The sequence below is a fragment of the Exiguobacterium sp. s127 genome, assembly GCF_018618695.1.
Lineage (GTDB): Bacteria > Bacillota > Bacilli > Exiguobacteriales > Exiguobacteriaceae > Exiguobacterium_A > Exiguobacterium_A oxidotolerans.
Genome location: NZ_JACSMO010000020.1, coordinates 1 through 20,397 on the forward strand (window position 1 = coordinate 1; position 20,397 = coordinate 20,397).

At 47.0% G+C, this 20,397-nt stretch carries 20 protein-coding genes; 9 read left to right on the top strand and 11 right to left on the bottom strand.

Annotated elements, in window-relative coordinates; translation table 11 throughout:
- Positions 1-313 precede the first annotated feature (313 nt).
- Complete coding sequence (locus tag KNP98_RS15560; protein WP_029332786.1) at positions 314-1,183, bottom strand: nucleotidyltransferase-like protein; 870 nt, start codon at positions 1,181-1,183, stop codon at positions 314-316.
- Between the two features lie 117 nt (positions 1,184-1,300).
- Here KNP98_RS15560 and KNP98_RS15565 point away from each other — a divergent pair, with 117 nt between their 5' ends.
- Positions 1,301-1,663: a DUF2614 family zinc ribbon-containing protein gene (locus tag KNP98_RS15565; protein ID WP_214812225.1), complete on the top strand. Its 363-nt coding sequence runs from the start codon at positions 1,301-1,303 to the stop codon at positions 1,661-1,663.
- Positions 1,664-1,676: 13 nt separating this feature from the next.
- Here KNP98_RS15565 and perR read toward each other — a convergent pair whose 3' ends face one another.
- Positions 1,677-2,099: a peroxide-responsive transcriptional repressor PerR gene (gene perR, locus KNP98_RS15570; protein WP_369834779.1), complete on the bottom strand. Its 423-nt coding sequence runs from the start codon at positions 2,097-2,099 to the stop codon at positions 1,677-1,679.
- 176 nt (positions 2,100-2,275) lie between these two features.
- Here perR and KNP98_RS15575 point away from each other — a divergent pair, with 176 nt between their 5' ends.
- Positions 2,276-3,574, top strand: coding sequence for a glutamate-1-semialdehyde 2,1-aminomutase (locus KNP98_RS15575; RefSeq protein WP_214812227.1), 1,299 nt, complete (start codon positions 2,276-2,278; stop codon positions 3,572-3,574).
- A 55-nt stretch (positions 3,575-3,629) separates the two neighbouring features.
- Here KNP98_RS15575 and KNP98_RS15580 read toward each other — a convergent pair whose 3' ends face one another.
- The 4 genes from KNP98_RS15580 to mutY form a co-directional block, all read right to left on the bottom strand.
- Positions 3,630-5,420 carry an ABC transporter ATP-binding protein gene (locus KNP98_RS15580; RefSeq protein WP_088836433.1) on the bottom strand — a complete coding sequence of 597 codons (1,791 nt, stop codon included), beginning with the start codon at positions 5,418-5,420 and terminating at the stop codon, positions 3,630-3,632.
- 43 nt (positions 5,421-5,463) lie between these two features.
- Positions 5,464-6,006 (bottom strand): nucleoside tri-diphosphate phosphatase, encoded by a 543-nt coding sequence (ntdP, locus tag KNP98_RS15585; RefSeq protein WP_029332781.1) that lies wholly within the window; start codon positions 6,004-6,006, stop codon positions 5,464-5,466.
- A 120-nt stretch (positions 6,007-6,126) separates the two neighbouring features.
- A complete protein-coding gene (locus KNP98_RS15590; protein WP_088836432.1) occupies positions 6,127-6,549 on the bottom strand; it encodes an SRPBCC family protein in 423 nt (140 codons plus the stop codon).
- A complete protein-coding gene (gene mutY / locus KNP98_RS15595; RefSeq protein WP_088836431.1) occupies positions 6,546-7,565 on the bottom strand; it encodes an A/G-specific adenine glycosylase in 1,020 nt (339 codons plus the stop codon). The genes KNP98_RS15590 and mutY overlap by 4 nt, the downstream gene beginning before the upstream one ends.
- A 111-nt stretch (positions 7,566-7,676) precedes the next feature.
- On the opposite strand from mutY, the gene KNP98_RS15600 reads away from it, so the two are divergent.
- Positions 7,677-8,660, top strand: a complete 984-nt coding sequence (locus tag KNP98_RS15600; RefSeq protein ID WP_088836430.1) for a metal-dependent hydrolase — start codon at positions 7,677-7,679, stop codon at positions 8,658-8,660.
- A 57-nt stretch (positions 8,661-8,717) separates the two neighbouring features.
- Here the strand turns inward: KNP98_RS15600 and KNP98_RS15605 are convergent, their stop codons facing one another.
- The 5 genes from KNP98_RS15605 to KNP98_RS15625 form a co-directional block, all read right to left on the bottom strand.
- Positions 8,718-8,993 carry a YfhJ family protein gene (locus tag KNP98_RS15605; RefSeq protein ID WP_214769980.1) on the bottom strand — a complete coding sequence of 92 codons (276 nt, stop codon included), beginning with the start codon at positions 8,991-8,993 and terminating at the stop codon, positions 8,718-8,720.
- Positions 8,993-9,310, bottom strand: a complete 318-nt coding sequence (locus KNP98_RS15610) for a DUF1811 family protein (protein WP_088836429.1) — start codon at positions 9,308-9,310, stop codon at positions 8,993-8,995. Before KNP98_RS15610 ends, KNP98_RS15605 begins: the two co-directional genes overlap by 1 nt.
- Positions 9,311-9,369: 59 nt before the next feature.
- Positions 9,370-11,430, bottom strand: a complete 2,061-nt coding sequence (locus KNP98_RS15615) for an ABC transporter ATP-binding protein (RefSeq protein ID WP_214769985.1) — start codon at positions 11,428-11,430, stop codon at positions 9,370-9,372.
- A 17-nt stretch (positions 11,431-11,447) separates the two neighbouring features.
- Complete coding sequence (locus KNP98_RS15620) at positions 11,448-13,175, bottom strand: ABC transporter ATP-binding protein (protein ID WP_353048606.1); 1,728 nt, start codon at positions 13,173-13,175, stop codon at positions 11,448-11,450.
- A gap of 375 nt (positions 13,176-13,550) precedes the next feature.
- A complete protein-coding gene (locus KNP98_RS15625) occupies positions 13,551-14,369 on the bottom strand; it encodes a RecX family transcriptional regulator (RefSeq protein WP_214766622.1) in 819 nt (272 codons plus the stop codon).
- Between the two features lie 113 nt (positions 14,370-14,482).
- On the opposite strand from KNP98_RS15625, the gene KNP98_RS15630 reads away from it, so the two are divergent.
- From KNP98_RS15630 to KNP98_RS15655, 6 genes are all read left to right on the top strand, one after another.
- Positions 14,483-15,391 (top strand): TIGR01777 family oxidoreductase, encoded by a 909-nt coding sequence (locus KNP98_RS15630; protein WP_088836425.1) that lies wholly within the window; start codon positions 14,483-14,485, stop codon positions 15,389-15,391.
- Positions 15,392-15,410: 19 nt separating this feature from the next.
- On the top strand, positions 15,411-16,553 hold the full coding sequence (locus tag KNP98_RS15635; protein ID WP_088836424.1) for an amidohydrolase: 1,143 nt from the start codon (positions 15,411-15,413) through the stop codon (positions 16,551-16,553).
- 260 nt (positions 16,554-16,813) lie between these two features.
- Positions 16,814-17,371 carry a GNAT family N-acetyltransferase gene (locus KNP98_RS15640; RefSeq protein WP_029332770.1) on the top strand — a complete coding sequence of 186 codons (558 nt, stop codon included), beginning with the start codon at positions 16,814-16,816 and terminating at the stop codon, positions 17,369-17,371.
- 134 nt (positions 17,372-17,505) lie between these two features.
- Positions 17,506-18,189 carry a response regulator transcription factor gene (locus KNP98_RS15645; protein WP_029332769.1) on the top strand — a complete coding sequence of 228 codons (684 nt, stop codon included), beginning with the start codon at positions 17,506-17,508 and terminating at the stop codon, positions 18,187-18,189.
- Positions 18,186-19,580 (top strand): sensor histidine kinase, encoded by a 1,395-nt coding sequence (locus tag KNP98_RS15650; protein ID WP_088836423.1) that lies wholly within the window; start codon positions 18,186-18,188, stop codon positions 19,578-19,580. Before KNP98_RS15645 ends, KNP98_RS15650 begins: the two co-directional genes overlap by 4 nt.
- Positions 19,581-19,705: 125 nt before the next feature.
- Positions 19,706-20,224, top strand: coding sequence for a TVP38/TMEM64 family protein (locus KNP98_RS15655; protein WP_251135207.1), 519 nt, complete (start codon positions 19,706-19,708; stop codon positions 20,222-20,224).
- Positions 20,225-20,397 lie beyond the last annotated feature (173 nt).

The following is a 20,397-nucleotide window of genomic DNA, read 5'->3' on the forward strand; positions in this document are numbered from 1 at the left end:
CGTTGACGAAGCTTGCGCTTCATTCATTGTTTGTATCCGAAGATACGTTTTTTGCCTCATCGTTCAGTTTTCAAAGTTCGTCGTGTCGTGTTAGCGACTTTAATAAGATATCATGGAATAACTTAACCGTCAATCCTTTTTCTTATTTTTTTAATTTGCTTTCGTCGTTCAGAGCGTGTCGCCCTGTCGACATGTATTAATATACTATCTCAAAATAGTAACGTCAACAGATTTTAATAAAAAACTTTTAATTATTTTTTTCTTCTATATATAGTATTTTCGATTCGCGATAAAAAACATATGAACCAATCGTTTAAACGACTGGTTCATATGTTACGAGTTCCACGCCCGTACCTTTTGTTTGACGATAAGAGATGCGAATTAACCCTTTACGCATAAAGAAATCGACTAAACTACCTAAATCAACCTTCAGTTCCTGCAATCGTTCATTTTCCATTAGTTCATACATCGTCCACGGGATTGTTCTTTCACGCATCACTTCAAATAAATACTTTCCACCGGATAATACTTTCGATTGAAGTAGATGTTCCAGACCAATCAAAGCTAAATGGATTCGCAATTCAAGTGTTTCTTCACTTAATAGTAATTGCTGGTATAACTTGTACACTTCCGGATCATCCATGCGAGCTTGTTCCCAGACGACAATTTCAGGATGTGCTCCTTTTTCAAGAACGGAAAGCCGTGCTAAATGATGTAAAGCATGATGCACGTGCGTGTAAGCATCATAGTAGTTACCGCGACTAAAGAGATTACGCCCGTCTTGAAAACGACGTAGTAGTTTCGCAAAAGACAGTGACATTTGCAGGCAACGTTCTGCTTCCGGGAAATTCAACAGCCTTTTTTTCATATCAGTTAAATAATCATTGCGTTCAAAAATAATTGTTCCTTCGGATATCCAATGGACAGCTCGCCGATTCGCGTTCAGTACAATCCATCGTGACAGTACATCTTCATGGACGACATGAAGTGACACCTTGAGTGTATCTAGGCGGTAGTGTTTGATTGTCCATTCAATAGAGGAGTCCCGTGTAACAACTAGTAACAGTATATCAAATTGGTCCGTCAATGAATCCTTCGGTTGCTGTTTTTCAACAGCGATGATCCCTTGCGTTTCTTGATAGGCAGCATATTCGGAATAAATTGTTCTTGTGACTTGTTCCATTCAATTCTCACCCTTCTTCACTCATACTCATCCGTTACCATTTTCGACAAAAATTCATTGTTTCCTTCTTCAGGACATAAGCTACAATATGCTAGACTGTCGTTAGGGGGAATTCAATTGAAAAAACAACGCAAGAATAAAATAAACCGCGCCCGTAACTTGGCGATGTTCCTCGTTTTTGGTGGAATGCTCGTTATGTATGGCGGTCTTCTATTAAAACAATTTGAAATCATCATGGTTATTTTAATGCTACTCGGTTTTGTCATGGTCTTAGCGAGTACTGCCTTATATTTCTTGATTGGTTTAACTTCAACGAAAGCAGCCGTCGTCACTTGTCCGAACTGTGGAAAAGAAACAAAAGTCCTCGGTCGCGTCGATTTATGTATGCATTGCGATGAGCCACTCACGATGGACCAAGAACTTGAAGGAAAAGAATTCCATGAAAAATACAATAAACACAATAAACGAGCTCCCCGTTAAAGGAAGCTCGTTTTTATTGTACGTTTGATTGGCATTCAGGACACGTCCCGTATACTTCGAGACGATGACGATCTACTTTAAATCCAGTCAAATGTGCAGCGACCGTCTCGACATCATCGAGAACCGGATAATTGAAGTCGACGATTTTACCGCACCCTTCACATATCATATGATAATGACGTGTCGTAACGAAATCGAATCGGCTCGAAGCGTCTCCATAGTTCATCTCTTCAACGATTCCTTTTTCACGGAAAACACGTAAATTATTATAAACTGTCGCCACACTCATATTTGGAAAACGATGTTCGAGCGCACGATAGATATCATCTGCCGTCGGATGCGTATGTCCTGTCGTCAAGTATTCCAAGATTGCGTGACGTTGTGGTGTCATGCGAACGCCCGAGTCCCGTAAAGATCGTACTGCGTCATCTAGCATTTCGTTAGCCACGTCCATCCCCTCATTTCTATCTTTCATTGATTATTAGATTGTAATCTTTATAATTAGTCTACCTACATTATTCCCGTCCGTCAACGGCTCTGCTTCTGATTTGACGTCCGTGATACAATCATATCGTGATATTTTTCACGAATCAACGATTGGAGGAATCATCCATGTCAACCCATTCTACACGCTCGACATCCGAGGCGTTATACGACGTTGCCCAAAAATGTATCGTCGGAGGTGTCAACAGTCCATCCCGCTCTTTTAAGGCCGTCGGAGGAGGCGCCCCCGTTTATATGGAACGTGGAGAAGGTGCTTACTTTTACGATGTCGATGGCAATCGTTATATCGATTACTTAGCCGCTTACGGTCCAATCATCACCGGGCACGGGCATCCACATATTACGGAAGCGATTACGCATGCGGCGCAAAATGGTCTCCTATATGGTACGCCTCACCGTCTAGAAATCGACTTCGCACATAAGCTTCAACAAGCGATTCCGTCTTTAGAAAAAGTTCGCTTTACGAATTCAGGAACCGAGGCGGTCATGACGACGATACGAGTCGCGCGTGCCTACACGGGTCGTGAACTCGTCGTGAAATTCAGCGGCTGTTACCACGGACATTCTGATTTAATGTTGATTGCAGCAGGAAGTGGTCCAGCAACACTCGGTTCACCGGACTCTGCCGGTGTAACGAAAGCAACAGCGAAAGAAGTCTTGACAACACCGTTCAACGATGTTGAAGCCTATCGTCAAATCATGGCTGAATGGGGCGATCAAGTTGCCTGTGTCCTCGTCGAACCGATCGTTGGGAACTTTGGGATTGTCGAACCGCATCCTGGATTCCTCGAAGCCATCAATGAGATTACTCATGAGTACGGCGCACTCGTCATCTACGATGAAGTCATCACGGCGTTCCGCTTCACATACGGCAGTGCTCAAGAACTATTGAATATCCGTCCTGATATGACGGCACTCGGCAAGATCATCGGTGGTGGTCTTCCGATCGGTGCATACGGTGGTCGTAAAGACATCATGGAACACGTTGCTCCGCTCGGTCCTGCTTATCAAGCTGGAACGATGGCTGGAAATCCGGCATCGATGGCAGCAGGTATCGCTTGCCTAGAGTTACTTGAACAGCCTGGTGTCTACGAAGAATTCGAACGTCTCGGTGCGAAGCTCGAACAAGGGATTCTCGAGGCTGCTGCTACTCATGACGTCACGATTACAATCAATCGTCTAAAAGGAGCTTTGACGGTCTACTTCACGGATGAGACGGTCACTGACTACCTCGGTGCGGAGCGCGCAAATAGCGAGATGTTCGGTCGTTTCTTCAAATTGATGCTCGAGCAAGGCATTAATCTTGCCCCTTCAAAATACGAGGCGTGGTTCTTGACGACGGCTCACACGGACGCAGACATCGATGAGACGATTGCTGCCGTCAACCGTGCGTTCGCACAATTGTAAGCTGTTCATTCTTTATACAAAAAGGCTATTCCGAAAAAAACGGAATAGCCTTTTTTCATTCGACGAGCTCGAGGTTCTGAATCGCGTACAGTTCAAAATATGCGCCACGTTTACGCATCAACTCTTCATGACGACCGAGTTCCGTGATTTGACCATTTTCAATCACGACAATCTTATCGGCATCCGTAATCGTCGACAGACGGTGGGCGACAGTAAACGTCGTCCGTCCTTTCGCGAGACGCGCAAGCGAATCTTGAATCATCGATTCACTTTCTAGATCTAGCGCACTTGTTGCTTCATCCAGAATGAGAATCGGTGGGTTCTTCAAGAAGACACGGGCAATCGCCAAGCGTTGCTTTTGTCCCCCTGACAGTTTAACGCCTCGTTCTCCGACCGCCGTCTTGTACCCTTGCGGCAGCCGTTCAATGAACTCGTGTGCATTCGCCGCCTTCGCAGCAGCAATCACTTCTTCATCCGTCGCTTCCGGGTTCCCCATCTTGATGTTCATTTCGACCGATTCACTAAAGAGAATCGATTCTTGCATGACCATTCCGATTTGGTCGCGTAAGCCACGCAATTTCAAGTTTCGGATGTCGACACCGTCAAGCGTAATCCGTCCAGACGAAACATCATAAAAACGAGGAATCAGACTGACGAGCGTCGATTTCCCGCCTCCCGACATTCCGACGAAGGCGATTCGTTCCCCCGCCTGGACGTCGAGCGTCAACCGGTTGATCGCAAGTTCGCCATCTTCTTCATACGAGAAGCTGATGTCTTCGAACTGGACGTTTCCTTTAACAGCGACCGGATCTTTCGCATGTGCTTTTTCCGTAATATCATACGGTTCGTCTAAAAATTCAAACATCCGGTCCATCGAAGCAATCGATTGTGTCAACGTAGTGGACGAGTTGACGAGGCGACCGAGCGGTGCATACAGACGGTCGATGTAGCCGATGAAAGCGACCATCGTCCCGATTGTTACTTGTCCGTTCAAGACGAAAAAGGCAGCCGTACCAAAAATCAAAATCGGTGCAAAGTCGGTAATCGTCGAAACGACGACGTAGGTCCGTGCATTCCAGTTCGTCTGACGAAGTGCCGCTTTTAAGAAACCATCATTTTGACCTTTGAACGCTTTGTTTTCATGTGGTTCAAGGGCGAAACTGCGGATAACTGCCATTCCGTTGACCCGCTCCGTCAAATGTCCTTGGAGTTCCGCAAGTGCTGCTGAGCGATCGCGCGTCAAACTGCGGAGCCGCCCATAAAAGAACTTCACGGCAAAGGCATAAAACGGCAATGGGATGATTGCGACGAGCGTCAATTTCGGATTGATCGTCCACATGATGGCAATTGCGATAAAAATCGTAATCATATCGAGCCATAAGTTCATCAAACCCGTTACAACAAAATCTTTTGTTTGTTCGACATCGTTGATGATTCGGGAGATGACTTCGCCGGTTTTCGTGTTCGAATAAAAGCGAAGTGATAATTTCTGAACATGATCAAACAAATTATTCCGTACGTCGAACAAAATTTTCGACGCCGACCACTGTGCTAAATACTGACGGACGAATTCAAGTGGTGGTTTGACGACGAGGAAGACGAAGAAGCCCGCTCCAATCAAATACGCCAGTTCCTTACTCCGCTCTGCAAGCGGTACCGTATTATCGGTCAGGAGGTTATCGATGATGTACTTATACAGTAACGGTAATCCTAACGGAATCGAAAACTTGATGATTCCGACGAACACCGTCAAGAGGATTTGTTTTTTGTACGGCTTGACGAACTGCATGTAGCGACGAATCGAACCTGGTGTCTTATTTTTCTGTTGTTGAGTTTCCTTACCCATGATGATTCACTTCCTTCAATTAAAAAAAGACGATGGCGAACCATCATCTCCGATATCTTGTTTCATATTCACGATACCACGTTTCAACGAATGCCGGATTGAACGGACCTTTCCGACTTCGAATCCACTGGATTAAAATCTGGACGTTGTCCTTCAGGATACGATCAATCGCTTTCGGATAATTCATTTCCCGGCGATGTTTCTCGTACTCATCCTCATCCAAAATCATATACGACATGTCCGGATACACCTTAATGTCTAAATCATAATCAATGTACTTGACTGCTCGATCCTTTTCATCAAACGTCGAAGGTGACCCTAGGTTACAGTAATAGTAGATTCCATCCTCTCGAATCATACAGATTACGTTAAACCAGAGTTCTGTCGAAAAATAACAAATCGCGGGTTCGCGTGTCCGCCACTGACGACCATCCGATTCACTGACCATGATTCGATCATTGAATCCAATCAATTCTTCTTCCGTCGATTTAAGCACGAGCGTTTCTTCCCAAACTCTGTGTAAGCTGCCATTATGTTTGAAACTTTGAATCTCAATCTTGCTACCTTCTTTTGGGAATCGACTCATGTGCTACTCCTTTCTGAAGCTTTTTTATTCAATTTTTCTATACTCTCGTGCTTATTATACCCATTTTCAGAACACATGAAAAACGAAAGGGTACTTTTTCAGAAAAATGACTGTGATTTATTAACTAAAGTAGTCTAAAATCGCGCGTTTCCGTTGATCGAACATCGGTTTGAGAATCAGTAGATCGACAATCATTTTCGGAAAATAAGATTTATAGAGTAATTCATCAATCATGTAGACCCCGTCCGGACGCTGTTCGACACGGTGGAGATGACACCAAGTAGCGAACGGGAACGGGACCTTGACTCCTACATCAACGAAAGCATGTTGACCGACAATCGGAATCAGTGACTCCCACTCGACGAAAATGGGCGGAAGACCGACTTTAAGCTGAATCGTGTTTCCGGCGATTGTCCGCGTATCACCAATCGTTTTCACTTTCGGGAAAACCGTCATTCCCGTTAATGCTTTCGCATCGCCTAAAAACGTCCAAGCCTGCTCTAACGTCGCTGTTACTTTCGTTTCCGTACGAAATGTATTCATGTAGTCTCCTCCTTTAATAGACGATCGATTTTCATTTGTGCGACTGATATCGGCTGCTTGACGTACGTTGCTTCATCCATCAGTACCGTTCCTTCAGGTTGCGTCGCGACACGGTAAATACTGACTTCCCAAATCCGGTGTGAAAAGATATGTTTAATCTTCCCGACATACGTTCCGGGTACGGTTTCCGTCGATTCGACTAACGGATATTGCCACATACCCGCGAGCAGTCCCGTATCCGGTCGCTGTTCGACTGCAACTTTCCCTGCTTCTTCGTAGACGAGAGCGTCGTATTGAATCGTCTGCGTTTTTCCTTTTTTCGTTTTGACCGGTAACTCACCTTGGGCATTTCGCTCGTACGCAAAACAGACGTCATTGACGGGACATAACCCACACATCGGAGACTTCGGTGTACAGACGATTGCCCCGAGCTCCATCAACCCTTGGTTGAAGCTCGACGGATCAAGCGGATCAATCAGTTCATGGACCGCTGCCTCGAACAGTTTCCGTGTTTTCGGTGCGGCGATGTCTTCATAAATCCCAAGCACCCGCGATAAGACGCGCATGACATTTCCATCGACTGCCGGTTCCGCCTGACCGTAAGCAATTGACAGGACTGCTCCCGTCGTATACGGTCCGACACCACGTAAGCTTTCAAAAATTTCTTTTTCGTCAGGAACAATTCCGCCATATTTTTCAACAACTTCTTGAACGGCGATTTGAAGATTCTTAACACGGGAATAGTATCCTAAGCCTTCCCAGTATTTTAAGACTTCGCTTTGCTCTGCCGCCGCTAAATCGTGCGGCGTCGGAAAACGGTCCGTGAAGCGATTATAATAAGGGATGACGGTATCGACACGCGTCTGTTGTAACATGATTTCACTAATCCAGATGTGGTAAGGATTTTTAGTTTCTCGCCATGGTAACTGGCGTTGTTCACGTAAAAACCATGCGACCAATTCGGTTGTGAACGTTCGTTTGTTAAAGTTTATGAAATATTCTTGAACGGGGATCAAATGTCTACCTCTTTTCTACAAAAATACGTTATAGTGAATGAAAATTACCCGGAACGCTTACACTTGTTTGTTTATCCGTACCATTACTACTTTTAGAGGAGCGAATTCGCATTGGATACTGGTACACATATCGGAATGGGACTTTGTCTCGCCGCCATCGCAACACTTGAACCGGATGTCGCAGCAAGCGCAACACTCTTTGCTGCCGTCACGACCACTGCCTTAGTCGGATCGCACGCCCCCGACTTTGACACGGTTTTTAAATTTAAAGGGAACGGTGCTTACTTGACGCAACACCGTGGAAAATCCCATGGATTGATTGCCCTACTCGCTTGGCCGTTACTCTTATCAATCGTCATCGGTACCTTATTCGGCGTACCACCTACTTCATTATGGCTGATGGCGCAGATCGCTGTCGCCCTTCATGTCTTCGTCGATCTGTTTAACGCCTATGGTACACAAGCTCTGCACCCCTTCAAACAGACCTGGATTGGTTGGGGTGTCATCAATACGTTTGATCCGTATTTATTTACGATGTATTACGGCGCTTTCGGGATCTGGGTCCTGACACGCGCGACCATCGTTATTTTCCCGATTTTAATCGTCATCGTCGCGATTTATTACGCCGTGCAGTTTAAACTCCGAAATGATGCCCTGGCGACGGCAGCCCGTTACTATGGCGGGGCCCACAAGTTATTCATCTCACCCGGAATGAAGTGGGACGAGTGGCACGTCGCAGCACGACTGCGCGACGACTATTCCGTCGTCAAAATCAACTCTGGTGTCGTCGTCGAATGCGGAAACTTCCGCATCAAAGAGGAACCGCATGGGGATGTACTCTATGAAGTCGTCAAACAAAATGAGGACTTGAAAGCTTTCCTCGCCTTCTCAAAAATCCACACGTATACGGTATCCCGAAAAGACGGCATCGTCGAATATCGTTTCACGAACTTACGGTACTTCACAAAAGATGTCTACCCATTCGTTGCCGTCGTCCGAATCGATGAGGCGTCCCAACAAATCGTCAGTTCCTATACGGGTTGGGTCTTTAGCGAACGGACGCTGCAAAAGAAACTGATTATCCCTGCTTTATAAACAAAAACTCCGTGTCCGTGGTCAACCGACCAAGACAGGGAGTCTTTTTCTGTTCATTTACTGGACGTCGCGTCCGAGCATCAAGTGCTTAAACTTTTCATTCGATGTATTGAAGCGGTGCAACATCGCGCCATGTTGTTTGATTTGTTGCTCGACGAACCGGACGGCGACAGCCTCACCTTGATATTTTTCGCCTGCCCGGGCAAGCGTCGCCTCGAAATCTTCCCAAAGGACTTCGACCCATGTCAATGCCTCGATTGGCGTTAATACCGGATTGACGGCTTGTAATTCTCCTGCTAGTTGCTCTAGTGCCGCTGTGCGGTTTTCTCCCATCATACACCCTCCTCAGAATGAATCAGCGCAAGCGGAATCGCGACTTCATTGACGGTTCCTTCAAAATGCCCCCAACCCATGACGCCGTTGACGAAATGTAATTCGAATACCGCCTCTTCCCCTTCGACTTGGTAAAGTTGTCCGGTTTCGAACTGACTTGCATCGACGAGATAACTTTGTGCCATCGCGATTTTCCGAATGACGACTTCGACTTCACTCATGTTCCCATGCTGCTCCGCTTTTCTTTTTTGCTCGTTTAGTTTCGTGACGAGCATTTCTAATTCGTATTTCGATAATTGACTCATCCGTGTTTCCATCAAAAAACTCCCCCTCTTCGTCATTAGTATATACGAAAAGGAGGAGTCATATCATGGTGTTAGCTCGATTTCAGCTCAAGATTCCGTTTGCTTTGAAGGGCGTACATCTTCGCGTAAATCCCTTTTTCCGACAAGAGCACGTCATGTGTACCACGCTCCATGATTTGACCGTGATCGAGGACGATGATTTCATCGGCATCTTTAATCGTCGACAACCGGTGCGCGATGATGAAGGTCGTCCGTCCTTTCGTCAACGTCAGCAAGGCTTCTTGAATCATCGCTTCCGTCTCAGAATCGACACTTGCCGTCGCTTCGTCAAGAACGAGAATCGCGGGATCAAAGGCAAGCGCACGGGCAAAACTGATTAATTGCCGTTCCCCCGCAGACAAGGTCGCACCTTTTTCGATGACCGGTTCGTCTAAGCCATGCGGAAGTCGATCGATGAAGCGGTCTGCTCCGACGGCAACGATTGCCTGGCGGACACGCTCTTCCGAAATCGATGGATTATCCAGTGTAATGTTCGAACGAATCGTTCCTGTAAACAAGAACGGATCTTGTAAGACGATTCCCATGTGGTCACGGACCGCTTGTTTCGGTAACGTCGTAACATCTTGTCCGTCAATCAGGAGATGACCGGACGAAGGATCATAAAAACGCATCAACAGGTTCATGATTGAGCTTTTCCCACTCCCCGTATGCCCGACGAGGGCGATGGTCGCACCAGGACGTGCCTCAATCTCGATTTGACGTAAAACCGGATACCCCTCTTCATAGCTGAATCCGACGTCTTTAAACTCGACGCGCCCTGAGAAACGGGGAATCCGACCTTGTTCGACCGGTTCACCTTTTTCGTCGAGCAACTGGAACATCCGGTCGGCCGAGACGAGTGCTTGTTGGAGCGGTGACAGTTGATTCATGATTTGTGTGACCGGTTCGAACAGACGCGACACGTAATCAATGTAGGCATAGAGAATTCCGAGTGATAAAAATGTCCCGTTCGTTAAACTTTGACCGGCAACGACCCAAATCAATAAGGCGAGCGTCAAGTTTTTTAAGAAATACGATAAGTTGTGTGACATCAATGCATCGAGCCGTAACAATTTCGCACGGGTTTGATAGTTTTCTTCATTTTTCTGTTCGAATTCAGCGAGCACTTCTGCTTCACGGGCGTACGACTGAATGATCGGCATCGTCTGGATGTTTTCATTCAATTGTCCGTTCATATCCGCGACGAGTGCCCGGACTTTAAAGTTGTTTTCCGTCGCAAACTTTTGGAACAGTTGAATCCAAAAATAGACGATCGGGATAATGGCTAAGGAAACGAGACCCAGCCGGACATCCAGGAAGAACATCGCGACGAGAATCCCTGCCATCGTGATGATGCCTGAGAACACACGCGCCAGGACACCGAGGTAGAGATCCCGGATCGTCTCCGTATCGTTCGTGACACGACTGACGATTTTACCAATCGGTGTCTGATCGAAGTAACGGACCGGCAAGCGTTGCAGATGTGAAAAGACATCAAGCCGCATCCGTTTAACGATTTTATGCGCTGAGCGTTGCAATAAGATTTGTTGGACCCAGTTCAGGCCCGCTGCGATCAACAGCAAAATGATATAAAAGAACGATAACCAACCAATCGCCTTTAAGTCCGAGGCATAAAAATCATAGACTTGTCCTTGCGTGAGCTTTTCGACACCGGCGTACCGAAACGTTTCCTCTCCTCGCGTGACAGTTAACGTGTCCCCCGCGACTTGACGTTCGCCACCACTGACGACTTGTTCCGGAACGAAATAATACCCCGCCTTCGACTGGACGATCGAGATCGGACCGATGACCGCCGACTTCGGAACGTCTTGCGACTTCGCAAAACGTCGTCCGTCATAACCGACCGTCCCCCCCGATTCGACTTCCACCCAGTCTTTTTCGATTGCGACGATGTGTTCGTCGATGATGATTTTTGCGATATACGGTCCTGTCAGTTCAGCTCCGACCGCTAAAATAAGCAAGAAAAGCCCGAGAAAGATTGCGCGTTTCTCATGCATCGCATAGCGGACGAGTGAACGAATCGTCGTTTTCCGTCTGACGGGATCGAGTAAATAATTTTCTTGTTCAGTCAATTTCAGCACCTCCTGCCTTACGTTTCTTCACTTTGTCGTTCGAATTGTTCTGCATACCAGCCACGTCGTTCCATCAGCTGTTCATGCGTTCCCCGCTCACTGATCACGCCGTCTTGTAAGACGAGAATTTCATCCGCATGCGCGACGGCAGACAACCGGTGCGCAACGATCAATGTCGTTGACTGATGACGGTTCGTCCGGATCGCGTCGATGATTTGTGATTCCGTTTTCGCATCAACGGCTGACAACGAGTCGTCGAGCAACAGCAACTCCGGTTTCTTCAACATCGCCCGGGCAATCGACAAGCGTTGTTTCTGTCCACCGGAAAGCGTGACCCCCCGTTCTCCGACCATCGTTTGTAACCCTTGGTCAAGCGTCTCGACATCCGTCGTAAAGGCCGCTAAACGAATCGCTTCTTGCAACTCAGCTTCTGTTGCCTCACCCGCCCCGAACAAAATGTTATCGCGTACGGATTTTGAGAAGAGTAGATGCTCTTGCGAGACATAGCCCGTCCACCCGCGGACGGTCTCCAGTGCGACGTCTTCATAGGGGGTTCCATTTACTTTCAACATGTCTCGTCCAATCGGATACTCCCGTAAAAATTGGCGTAAGAGCGTTGTTTTCCCAGATCCAGTCGGACCGACGATTCCAATCGTCTGTCCGTGTTTGATCGTCAAATCAATCCCGTGTAACGACGGATGATTCATCTCTGGATACGTAAACGTCAAGTTAGCCAGAGTAATCATTTCCGGTCGCACAACTTCGACTTTCGGTGTCGATGTGATCAGCGGTTTGACACGCATCGTCGCTTCTAAGCGATCGAGACTCGCCGTCCCGCGCTGGATGACGTTGATGAGCTCACCGAAGGCATACATCGGCCAAATCAACATCCCGAGGTAAATATTGAAAGCGACGAGCTGACCGAGCGTAATATCGTTCGTAAAGACAAGGTACGTCCCGAACGATAGACCAATTAAATAGCTGACACCGACCAATAACTTGATGATCGGTTCGAATAAGACGTCAATTTTTGCGACATGCATGTTTTTTTCGAAGACATCCGTCGTCGTGTCATCGAATTTTTTGACATCAATCTCTTCTTGGACGAACGAGCGGATGACACGAAGTCCGGAAATCGATTCGACGACCTGGTCATTCATCGTTCCAAACGCATCTTGGGCGACGATGAAGCGGCCGTGAATTTGACTTCCGAGCTTGTTCATCGCATACGCGAGGAGCGGCATCGGAAGGAGTGCCGCGAGCGTCAGTTTCCAATCAATCGCGACCCCCATCACGACGAGGGTAATCGCCGTCATATTCAGCGAATCGACAAGCGTCAACACACCGAATCCGGCTGTTCGTTCGATCGCTTTTAAGTCATTCGTCGCAAGCGCCATCAAATCTCCTGTTCGGTTCTTTTGATAAAATGTCGGCGTCAATTTCAGTAAATGTGTAAAGAATCGGCTTCGTAATGTCCGTTCGAGTAAAAATGCCGTCCCGAACAATTTCGCGAGCCATAGATACGTCAAAATAAACGAAGCGATCGAAATTACGAGCAGTCCGACGACATATTGAATCAGTGTCGTCCGGTCCATCGACCCGGACCGTAACCCGTCAATCACTTTTCCAATCAGCCACGGCGGCGTTAAATCAATAAAACCCGTGATAATTAAGAGTACGACGGCAATCAGATAAGATGTTTTGTGTTCTTTTAGAAACCAACTGAGTTGGCGAAATAATCGCACGATGGTTCCCCCCTTTGTGTCATGTTATGGTGTTCCTTTTTTCCGAACGCACAAAAAAGGCATACTGATTTCCGGAAGCAGTCCGAGAATCAATATGCCTTGAAAAGACGATATGAATCAAAAATATGGTCTGCGCGCTCGGGGAACGGATTCCCTGTCAATCGCACACTAAAATGAGTGTTTATACGAGTTCGAGAGTCTCCGCCATATTCAACTGTCCAATAGTAGATGCGATAACAAGTTGCTTTTTCATGTGACGGTTCCTCCTTTTCTTAATCTGAGCGTAGAATAGCACAATTGTCGGACAATTGTCAATTTTCCATCTTGCTATTTAGGAGAATGAGTTTTCAATTTTTTCAAAAGGAAAGACGCTTGTCAGATTCCTTCTTCTTCTTGCTTGACCTGTTCGATGACTGTTGCCACGATTGCATATGGGAACCCTTTTCGAACGAGTGCTTGTTTCGTTTTTTGTTCTCGGGCAAATGGCTCCAGTTTATGATATTTCGGATAATATTTACGCGCTTGATAGAGCGCCGCCTCTTCTTCCGCGTCGACTTCGACTTCCTCAAAGACGATTTGAAACCCTTGTTGCGTCACTTCTGACGAAAAACCACGTTGCATCAGAGTTTGTTGCAGTTTCTGTTTCAATTCCCGGACCGAACGCCGCGCTAATTCCTTTTGTTTTTGGCGCAAGAACTTGACGACCTTCTCAAGCTCTTCTTCTTCCGTAAACTGTCGTAACGCTTCATCGATAAACTCTTTTTTTACCTTCAATGCTGCTAAATCACGCCGGATTCGTCCCGGACCTTGGGGAGTCGTCGCTTTTTTCGTCGCCGTATAGGCAAGGGCAAACTGCTGGTCATCGATATACTTTTGTTCCGTCAGGCGCTGAATCGCATGTTTGATTGCGTGTTCCGGCGTTTCCTTTTCGATCAAATGCGTTTCGACTTCGCTCGTCGCCCGCATCCGGTAAGACAAATGGTTCAACGACAACCGGTAAGCTTTTTGTTCTTCTTCCGCCGTCAACACTTCCTTGACGAAGTCGTCATCGATTTCCTTATCACGCTCAAGGTTATATTTAATTAAGATGTCAACATCGACGGCAAACGCATACTCTTCTTTTCCGTCCCGTTCGATATAGATATTAAACCGTTCATTATTTTTCTTTTGGGTTGAAATCCGTTTAATCTTCAAGGGGGTATCCTCCTATATGAAACTGAATACTTAACGATAACATGCTTCCTCATGTTTGAGTGAAACTGACAAACGGGAACATATGTACAAGATTGTTGAAAGGGATGATACAGATGAAGATTGCGATTACAGGTGGGACAGGAATGATTGGGCAGGCGCTCTCGAAACGATTGATTGCGGAGGGGCATCATGTCTATATTTTGACCCGGTCCGTACAAGACAACACAGAACACACTACTTACGTTGAGTGGTTGACGTCGTCCGCCGCTCCAGAACAGCAGCTTGAAGGTATCGATGCCTTTATCCACCTGGCTGGCGCTTCCATCAATGATGGTCGCTGGACGGAAGAACGGAAACAAACGATTCTGCAAAGCCGGATCGATTCGACGAAAGAGTTAGTCCGCATCAACCAGGCATTAACAACGAAACCGGCTGTCGTCCTCTCCGCTTCCGCTGTCGGCATCTATGGACAGGACCGGCACCAGACATTCACGGAGGAACAGCCACTCCCGCCGACAAGTGACTTCCTCAGTCAAGTCTGCGTCAAGTGGGAAGCGTTAGCCCAACCAATCGCTGACCTCGGGATTCGGCTCGTCCATCCGCGGATCGGTGTCGTCCTTAGTAAAGAAGGCGGAGCCTATCCATTGATGCGCCTCCCCTACAAGCTTTTCGGCGGCGGGACGATGGGCGACGGAAAGCAATGGGTCTCTTGGGTTCATATCGACGACCTCGTTGAATTATTCATCTTTGCCCTTAAAACAAATCAACTCACTGGTCCGCTTAACATTACGGCACCGCATCCGGAAACGATGCGTCAGTTCGGAAAAACAATCGGAAAAACGTTACAGCGCCCCCACTGGTTACCGGCTCCGCGCTTTGCTCTCGAACTCGCACTCGGTGAAAAAAGCGTCATCGTCCTCGAAGGAGCACGCGTCATTCCGAAAAAAGCACTCGAAAATGGGTTCAAGTTTCGGTATGCTGAATTAAAGGATGCACTAAGCAACTTAGAGCAGACAAACTAATACAGGGGCTGACGAAACGTTGAACGTATTAATACGCAATGCACACATTTTCCCGATCACAGCAGATAGTTTTTATGGTGATATTCGCATCAAGGATGGCAAAATCCACGAAATCCACGAGTTACTTGACGTTCAAGACAACGAACGTGTCATCGAAGCCGAAGGACGCTTTTTATTGCCGGGCTTCATCGACGCCCATACCCATCTCGGGCTTTATGACGAAGGAACGGGAACGGTCGGAAATGACGCCAACGAAACGATTTTCGCAATGACACCGCACCTGCGTGCGATTGACGGCGTCTATCCGCTGGACGAAGGATTCAAGGAAGCGATTGAACATGGTGTCACGACCGTCCAAGTCATGCCGGGCAGCATGAACATCATCGGTGGTGTGACGAGTGTCATCAAAACGCACGGACGCTTTATCGACGATATGATTTTACGGAAATATGCCGGTCTGAAGATTGCGCTTGGTGAAAACCCGAAACGTGTCCACAGTGCCGGACGTGCAGGAGAATTGACGCGGATGGGCATCATGGGCATGCTCCGCGAAGCGTTCCTCGAAGTGAAGATGCAACGGACGGCAGATACGTTCGCTCACCGAATGATTGAACGCGTCCTGAATAAAGAGATGCCACTTCGCGTCCATGCACACCGGGCGGATGATATCCTGTCTGCCATCCGCTTCGCTGAAGAATTTAATCTCGATGTCCGGATCGAACACTGCACGGAAGGTCATCTCGTCGCAAAAGAATTACAACAATTGCCGATTGAACACGTCACCGTCGGACCGACCTTCACCCGCAAATCAAAAATCGAGCTTAAAAATAAGACATGGGAGACGTATCGCGTTCTCCACGAACATGGTCTCGAAGTCTCGATCACGACCGATCATCCGTACACGCCTGTCCAGTACTTGAACTTGTGCGCAGGACTCGCCGCTCGTGAAGGCTTACCCGTCGACATTGCCCTCCGCGCCATCACGATCAATCCAGCTCGTTCGCTTGGCGTATCGGATCATGTCGGATCGATTGAAGTCGGAAAAGATGCTGACTTAGTGTTATGGAGCCATTTCCCACTTGATTATTTAGCAAAACCGCTCATGACGATGATTGACGGAAACGTCATTTTTGAACACACGCATTTAACCTCGATGTCTTAAAAAATCAGCCTTTGATTTTAACGCTAAAACGTTGAAAATCAAAGGCTTTTTTCTTTGTGAAAAACAGTCATTTTCATTTGCAAAATTTGTCTTGTTTTTGTATGTTTTTTCACAAAAATTATTTACTTGCATTTTTAAAAAAAGAAGGTAATATTATCTTATCCGACAACTGAAGAAGGCATACCATGCGCGGTTCAAACGAGTCAGACAGGTAGCTTTCGACAATCATTCTAGCGGTCTTAAGAAGGAGGAATGGAAGTATGCTCAAGCAACGGGAGCTGAGCGACTGCGCTGATTTGTTCGAACTGATGCAGCATCAAGACGTATATCCGTACGTCCGCCAAAAAACACGGTACTTTGATGAATTTCTGTTTACTACAAAGCAGGCAATCGAAGAGGAAGAACGTGGTGAACTTGTCTCACGTACAATCCTGGATGAATTCGATCAACCAATCGGTACAATCAGTTTACTCGATATCGAAGGACATTATGGTTTTCTCGGTACATGGTTAGGTAAACCGTATCATGGAAAAGGCTATAACAACCTTGCAAAAGAAGCATTCTTTTCCGAGCTGTTTTTCGAACTCGGTTTCGAGAGTGTCTTTATGAAGATACGCCAGACGAATATCCGTTCACAAAAAGCAGCTGAAAAATTGCCTTATGCCTTTTGTGCGGATGAACTCCGTCCAACGTTACTCGAACAATTGAATACAGGCGAGACCCAGTTCACGCTGTATGAAGTATCAAAGTCGAGTTTCCACATGTATATTCATGGTCGTGAGCTCGAAACGGTCTACGAACAACAACTCGAAGCATGAGTGGCATCGCCCACTCGTGCTTTTTTTGTCGTACTTTTGATGCGGCGTGAAACGCTCAAATGGTATGATTAAAAAAAACTCACCGGTCAACTGGGTTCAAATCCCGTTTCCCGGATGAATGAGGAGCGATTTGAATGGCAGAACAGTTTAAAATACTCGTCGTCGATGATGAAGCACAGATGCGCGATTTACTCGTATCAAACCTTGAAAAAGAAGCTTACGTCACGACAACTGCGACGAATGGACAAGAAGCAATCGATAAAATTCAACAGGATACCTTCCATCTCATTTTACTTGACGTGATGATGCCTGAAATGGATGGACTGACGGCATGCATGCGGATTCGCGAATTTTCAAATGTCCCGATCATCATGTTGACGGCACGTTCGGACGAACTCGACCGGATTCATGGTTTAAAAATCGGTGCCGATGACTACATCACGAAACCTTTTAGTCCACGGGAACTCCTTGCGCGAATCGAAGCGACGCTCCGCCGGTCGCACCGTTTCGCTGTCGATCAATCGGCGTCGTTATCGATCGGCAAACTCGAACTCGATACAGAAAGCCGAAGCGTCCACGTCAGCGGTAAACCAGTCAGCCTGACACGAAAAGAATTCGACTTGTTGCACTTGTTCGTCCAACATAACGACAAAGTTTTTTCTCGCGAACAACTGCTCGACCAGATTTGGGGAGCCGATTATATCGGAAACTTACGGACGGTCGATACGCATATCAAAACACTTCGCCTGAAACTCGGAGAAGCTGGGGGCGCCATTCAAACGGTCTGGGGCATCGGCTATAAATTCGAGGAAGTATGATTAAACGCTACACGATCCGAAAGCGGATTTGGATCACAATTTGGTTCACGAGCGTCTTTTCGGCGATTCTCTTCCTGTTACTCACGTTTTATCTGTACGACCGGTTTTATCTCCAGACACAAGAAGACATCTTGCTGAACCGCGGTGAAAAATTGATTAACATCTATGAATCGGAAGGCCTGTCCGGTGCTTTTTATGACGGAATGACCTATACGAACGAGCTGACGGAATCAAAAGTCTTTTTCATCGATTTCTTACAAAAGAATCCGGGCGGACTGCGTTTCCTGACGAACGAAGATATCGAACAGCTCCGAAACGGCCAAACGGTCGTCTCGAGCCGGACCCATCCGATTGAAGGCACTGATATTTTGATGACGGGATTTCCAATCATCGAAAACAACCGGTTAGTCGGGACGTTGATCCTCTACCTTGAACTGGGACAGATCAGTGAACCGTTCCGCCCTCTGCGGCTGATGATTTTCTTCATGATCGGCTTAATCGTCCTCAACCTCGTCATCTTCGGTCGACAAATCATCGATACGATCATTCGTCCATTGATTGACATGAAACGGGCCTCGACGGTCTATGCCCAAGGTGATTTTGATTACCGGATTCCGATTCAATCGGATGATGAAATCGGGGAGCTTGCCGAAACATTGAACAAAATGGCAGAATCACTTGGCGAAGTCGACGAACAGCGAAAAGAGTTCCTCGCGAATGTCAGCCACGAACTCCGGACACCCTTGTCCTATATCCGTGGTTATACGGAAATGATGCAAGATGAACATTTAGACACGAAGACACGCGATCAGTATTACCAAATCATCGAACGGGAGACGGAACGTCTGCAGCGTCTCGTCAACGATTTACTCGACCTCGCGCAACTTGAACGGGACTCGTATCCGATGACGAAACAACCGCTCGTTTTCAGCCAGGTTCTCGAAGATGTCGTCTACCGGATGGCACCGATCGCGCAAGCAAAAGGCATTCAACTCGTGACAGACTTTGATCCGAGTCAAATCGTCCTCGGTGACAATGACCGGTTGGAACAAGTCATCGGAAACCTGATTGACAATGCCCTTCGGTACACACCGTCTGACCGTTCGATTTACTTGACGACGAAAACGGATGGCAATTTGACCATCTGTACGATCCGTGATGAAGGAGAAGGAATTCCCCCTGAACATTTAGAGCGTTTGACGAAACGTTTTTATCGTGTCGACAAATCGCGGACACGTAAAGATGGCGGGACCGGTCTTGGCCTCGCGATCACGAAGCACATCATCGATCGCCACGATGGAACGCTTGCCTTTACGTCATCAATCGGACAAGGAACGACCGTCACAATCACGCTTCCCCTCTTACCGGATGAAGACGATGGATTTGCATAACAAAAAAAGTCATCCGTTTTCACGATTGTTTTTCAGAAGTGTTTGCTTAAAAGGAGTGTTTCTTCATCGAAACGAGATTAATTGATTTACTTCAGGGTGCGGACTATTTCGCGGTTCTGATCAGCTTGCTCGTCAGCTTCATCGTCAATATTTTTGGTTTCTTACCGAGTGCTTTCGTCACCGCTGCAAACGTGCTTTACTTCGGTTACTGGGAAGGGTTTTTGTTATCCTTCCTAGGTGAGGCCTTTGGTGCACTCATCGCTTTTTACTTGTACCGGTTCGGTGTCCGTCGTCTTACACCAAAGATTGACTCGGTCCGCGTTCAAAAGTGGACCGACCGGCTCGCTGAAACGAACGGACGTGATGCGTTTTGGCTGATCGTTTTACTGCGTGTCTTGCCGTTCATTCCGTCTGGCCTCGTCACGTTACTGAGTGCGGCTAGTCGTGTCTCTCCGCTCGTTTTTTTCATCGCAAGTACTCTTGGAAAGATTCCTGCTCTATTTATCGAGGTCGCGAGCGTCAGCTGGTTCATCGGAAGCGATGCGGTAATCCAGTGGATTGTCGTCGGTGTCGTCATCGTTCTGTATGCGGCTCACCTCGTCTACAAACAGTATCAATCCAAACAAAAAACGCCGTCTTCTTGATTTACTGAACTGAACCCTAAATGGTGGACACTTGATAAAAGACCCCATTCGGGGTTTTTTGTGTTCAGAGATATCGATATACTATATCTATTCAATTCATACGGGAGGACTATTTATGAACAGACGTACCTTTAATCCAGATCAAATCAGACAACTTGAAGCGAATCCCCACG